At 67.3% G+C, this 4,378-nt stretch carries 2 protein-coding genes and 1 pseudogene; 1 reads left to right on the forward strand and 2 read right to left on the reverse strand.

Annotation, left to right across the window (positions count from 1 at the left end):
* The first annotated feature begins 347 nt into the window (after positions 1 to 347).
* Positions 348 to 674, forward strand: coding sequence for a hypothetical protein (locus AB4Y83_RS22625; protein ID WP_056773404.1), 327 nt, complete (start codon positions 348 to 350; stop codon positions 672 to 674).
* Between the two features lie 315 nt (positions 675 to 989).
* On the opposite strand, the gene AB4Y83_RS22630 is transcribed toward AB4Y83_RS22625, so the two are convergent.
* Both AB4Y83_RS22630 and AB4Y83_RS22635 read right to left on the reverse strand, forming a co-directional pair.
* Complete coding sequence (locus AB4Y83_RS22630; RefSeq protein ID WP_442298274.1) at positions 990 to 2,972, reverse strand: potassium transporter Kup; 1,983 nt, start codon at positions 2,970 to 2,972, stop codon at positions 990 to 992.
* Positions 2,973 to 3,042: 70 nt separating this feature from the next.
* A pseudogene (locus AB4Y83_RS22635) lies at positions 3,043 to 4,105 on the reverse strand (IS110 family transposase).
* Positions 4,106 to 4,378: the final 273 nt, after the last annotated feature.

Here is a 4,378-nt window from a genome sequence, read left to right on the forward strand (position 1 = left end):
TGGACCCCAAAGGACTCGGGCAGGCACGATGGGTCACCCGGTGGAAGCCGGCCCTGAACGCGTTCGCGGTCACCTTCGAGGCGCGCATGCCGGCGCCGGAGAACCTCTAACCATGAAAACGCCAGTTACACCGTTCGCCTGACAGACCCGACCCGGGAGCGGGTCCCGTCTAGAAGGTCCGTGAATGCCGAGGCGGCTGCGTCACATCGGCCGCGTGCCGGGCCGCACCTCAGCAGGTCGAACAAGACGCGACGGATGTCCCAGACGGACATGTAGCGGACTCTCAGCATCTGGCCCTAATCTCTGCTCGCTGCGGCCGCGCAGCCCTTGCGAAGTGGAGGTATCCGGTGACGGTCATCAAGTCCCTCTGGGCCAGCGTTCAGGGCGACCCGGTCTTCATGCGCCGGGTCAACGGCTGGTTCACCATTTTCTGGCTCGTGATGATCCCGGTGTCGCTGGTGACGCACTGGGTCAACTCCGTGGTGTACGTGTCAGCTCTGTCGTTGTGGGCTCTCGTCTCGGGCCACTGGTCCGCGTGGCAGGCCGCTCGTGTCGAGGTGAAGCAGCACGAAGAAGCCCAAGCCGCCCGCCACGAGAACCTGGCTGAGGAAGTCGTCGAGCAGCTCGTAGAAAAGACAGACGTACAACCCCAGCCCACGACTCAGACTGTCTGAGAGGCGCCGCTGCTGACGCGGTCTCCCTAACCGGGTAAACCGCGACCTTCGCGACGGGGCGGTCGCTAGGACTACCCGTCTGCGTCAGTTCGCCGCGCGCGGGGCACACACTGATACGCGTGTTCGGCCTGCTAGCTGGTGCCGGCACGTTGGAAAGGTGCTGCCGGGGCGATCAGGACGACACCCCAGCGGGCCCGTGTGAGGGCGACGTAGAACAGACGTCATTCTTCGAGCGTGCGAGTGCGGCTCCGGCTCGGCCATGGTGAGGGACAACGCGGGGTCATCCACCACGCCGTGTCCCGAACCACCTTCCGGCTAGAGCTCGATGTGGGCGCCCATGACGATGGTGCGCTCGGGCGGCAGGTGGAAGACCTCCGTCCGGTTCGCGGCGTTGTGGTACATCCACGCGTAGAGGCGCTTGCGCCACGTGCGTAGCCCACGGTGGCCCGTCGCCTGGACGGTCAGCACCGAGAGGAAGTAGTGGGCCTGATCGAGGTCGACGTCGAGCGCACGCGATGTTCCGACGGCCAGTGCCAGTCCCTTGGGGATGTCTTGGCTGTCGGTGAAGCCCACGTGCACCTTGACGTGCACGAACCCGTCGGTGGCGTCGCCCAGGTCGTCGACCTCGACGCGGTCCACGTGGCGGATGTGGGGCACGTTCTCGTTGACGATCTGTACGAGGATGACCTGTTCGTGGACGACGTGGTTGAAGTCGGCGTTGGCCCGCAGAGCGAGCGGCGTCGTCGTCGCATTGGGGTGCGGGAAGACGGCCACCCCGGGAACGCGCCGGACGAGCTCGGGGTGGTCGCGAACTACCTTGAGGAAGAGCTGGAGCGGGCCCTCGAGGTCTCGTTCCTCGGCATGCAGCGCATCGGTCCCGCGCCTGAAGGTCGTCATGATGGCGACCACCAGGGCTGCGATGACGAGCGGTAGCCAGCCGCCGTTGACGATCTTCGTGAGGTTGGCGCCGAGGAAGGTCAGCTCGACGGCGACGACGAGCACGATGTACACGACGAGTTTCCACGTCTGGACCTGCCACACGTACCTCGCGAGCAGCAGGAAGAGTGCGCTCGTCAGGAGCAGGGTGCCCGGGACCGCGAGCCCGTATGCCGCCGCGAGCCGGCTCGAGCTCCGGAACGCCGCGGTCAGCACGAGCACGCCGACGAAGAGGATCCAATTGATGACGGGCACGTAGATCTGGCCGCCCTCCTCACGGGAGGTGTGCCGCACGGCGAGCCGGGGCAGCATCCCCAGTCGCACGGCCTGCCGGGACACCGAGAAGGCTCCCGAGATGACTGCCTGCGAGGCGATGACGGTGGCCACCGTGGCGAGCAGCACGAGGGGCAGGGCGGCCCACGACGGGGCCAACAGGAAGAAGGGGTTCGACACCGCGGACGGGTCGGCGAGGATCATCGCACCCTGCCCCAGGTAGTTGACGGCGAGCGCGGGGAAGACGACGACGTACCAGGAGAGGCGGATCGAGCGGGCGCCGAAGTGACCCATGTCGGCATAGAGCGCCTCGGCGCCCGTGATGGTCAGCACCACCCCACCCATCGCGACGAACGCGATGAACGGGTGCTGAGCGACGAACATGAACGCGTACATCGGCGAGATGGCCTGGAGGATCAGGGGGTTCGCGACGATGTGAGGCAGGCCGAGCATGGCAAGCACCGTGAACCAGAGGACCATCACCGGACCGAAGGCCTTGCCCACGACGCCCGTGCCCCAACGCTGGATGACGAACAGCCCGGAGAGCACGACGAGGGCAATCGGCAGCACGAGGTCTACAAGGGTGGGGCTGGCGACCTCGAGTCCCTCGATCGCCGACAGGACCGAGATGGCGGGAGTGATCACCGCGTCCCCGTAGAACAGGGCGGCGCCGAGCAGGCCCATCGCCATGACCGCTGCGAGCCGACGAGTTCCTTGCAGGTGGCGGCGCAGGAGCGCAACGAGCGCGAGGATGCCACCCTCCCCGTCGTTGTCGGCCCGCATGGCGAGTGACACGTACTTCATCGACACGACGAGGGTGATCGACCACAGCACCATGGAGATCACGCCGAGAACATCACTTCGGGTGGCCCGCACCGTGTTGTGCTCGATGCTGAAGACCGTCTGCATCGCATAGAGCGGGCTCGTGCCGATGTCGCCGAAGACGATGCCCAGCGCGCCAAGCGCCAGCGGAAACGTCCTGCCGCTGCCGTGATGGTGGCCGTGGATGCCGCTGGGGCGCGCCGCATCCGGTCCCGCGGATTCTGGTTGCCGCGCGGCCGGCGGTGTCGCTTCGCCCGCGGACGTCACAACGTCATCGTGGCACGGGTCTTGGCGGCCCGTCCGACGAGTCCGGCAGACATCCCAGGTTCTGTTGCTGTCAAGCAGCGCGTTGGAGGATGTGCTCCCAGGCGATTCTTTCGTCGTACAACGCGCCTGTTTTGAGGCAGCCGTGCAGGATGCCGATCCACCGGTTCGCGAGCTGTCGTAGGGCGGCTTGGTCCGGCGTACGACTTACGCGCCTTGGCATCGACGTACCGCTGTGGGTCGTCGCCGAACTCACCCAGCAGGCGAGCTCCCAGGATCACGCCTAGTCCCGGCAGGCTCGTGACCAGCTCCGCTGCCGGGTGCCGGCCAAAATGCTCGCCCACCACCTGCTCCAGGGTGTCGATCTGCTCGTTCAGGGCGGCGATGAGGGCGACCTCGGCGCTCACGATCGCCGCGAACGCCGTCTGCACCGGTCCGGGCTGACGCAGCTCCTCCGCGCGCAGCAGCCCCAGGACGGTCTCGGCCCGCGACTGCGGGTCGCGCCGGTTGGCTCTGGTGAAGGCCGCGAGGAGCGTTCGGTGAGTCAGCGCTGCGCCACGGTCCGGGTCGGGAGCCTTGGCAAGCAGCTCGAGCGCGTCAGGGGCATCGAGGTCCGGGAACGCCTGCAGCGCAATGGGATAGAACTCCCGCAGCGCGCTCCGCAGCCGCAGCACATGCCGGGTCCGTTCCCACACCAACCCCTGATGGGCCCGCGCGGCGAGTTTGATCCCTTCGGCCAACGTGCTGTCCCCGGCGACCGGGCGATGCTCAGCACGATCCAGCCGCACGATCTCGGCCAACACGTGCGCGTCCCCGGCGTCGGACTTCGCCCCCGACACCGAGTGACGCTCCCGATACCGCGCCGCCGACCTCGGGTTGAGCGCGTACACCGTGTACCCGGCCGCGATCAGCGAGGCGACCCACGGGCCGCGTTCGGTCTCGATCCCGACCAGCACCTCCATGGCCGGCTCGGGGTCGCGGCCCGGATCCGGCAGCTGCTCGGCGATCAGGGCGTGCAACCGGGTCACCCCGGCTAGCCCTTCCGGGAAGCGCTTCTTCGCCAGGACCTTGCCGTGCTCGTCGACGAGCTCGACGTCGTGGTGGTCCTCCGCCCAGTCGTCACCCACGAACAACATCGCACCAGTCCTCCTTGACTCCTTGCCGACACCGACAGTCCCGTTCAGCAGCGCGGAGGAGGACTCCCAGCGATCTCATGGCCAAAGTGCTCTGATCAACATCCGATCGGCACGACATCCCAGCAGCGGTCACCGCCTCCTCACGACTGGCGGGCGCACGGTCTGCCGCAAGACCTCGCAGGATCAGATTCGGAGAGTGCTGACCCGCCAGCCGCTACCGGAACCGAGCCTCCCAGCACAGCCAGGCACTCGGCTAGAACCCATGAGATCCGG

It is taken from the genome of Terrabacter sp. RAF57 (assembly GCF_052113925.1).
Taxonomy (GTDB): domain Bacteria; phylum Actinomycetota; class Actinomycetes; order Actinomycetales; family Dermatophilaceae; genus Terrabacter.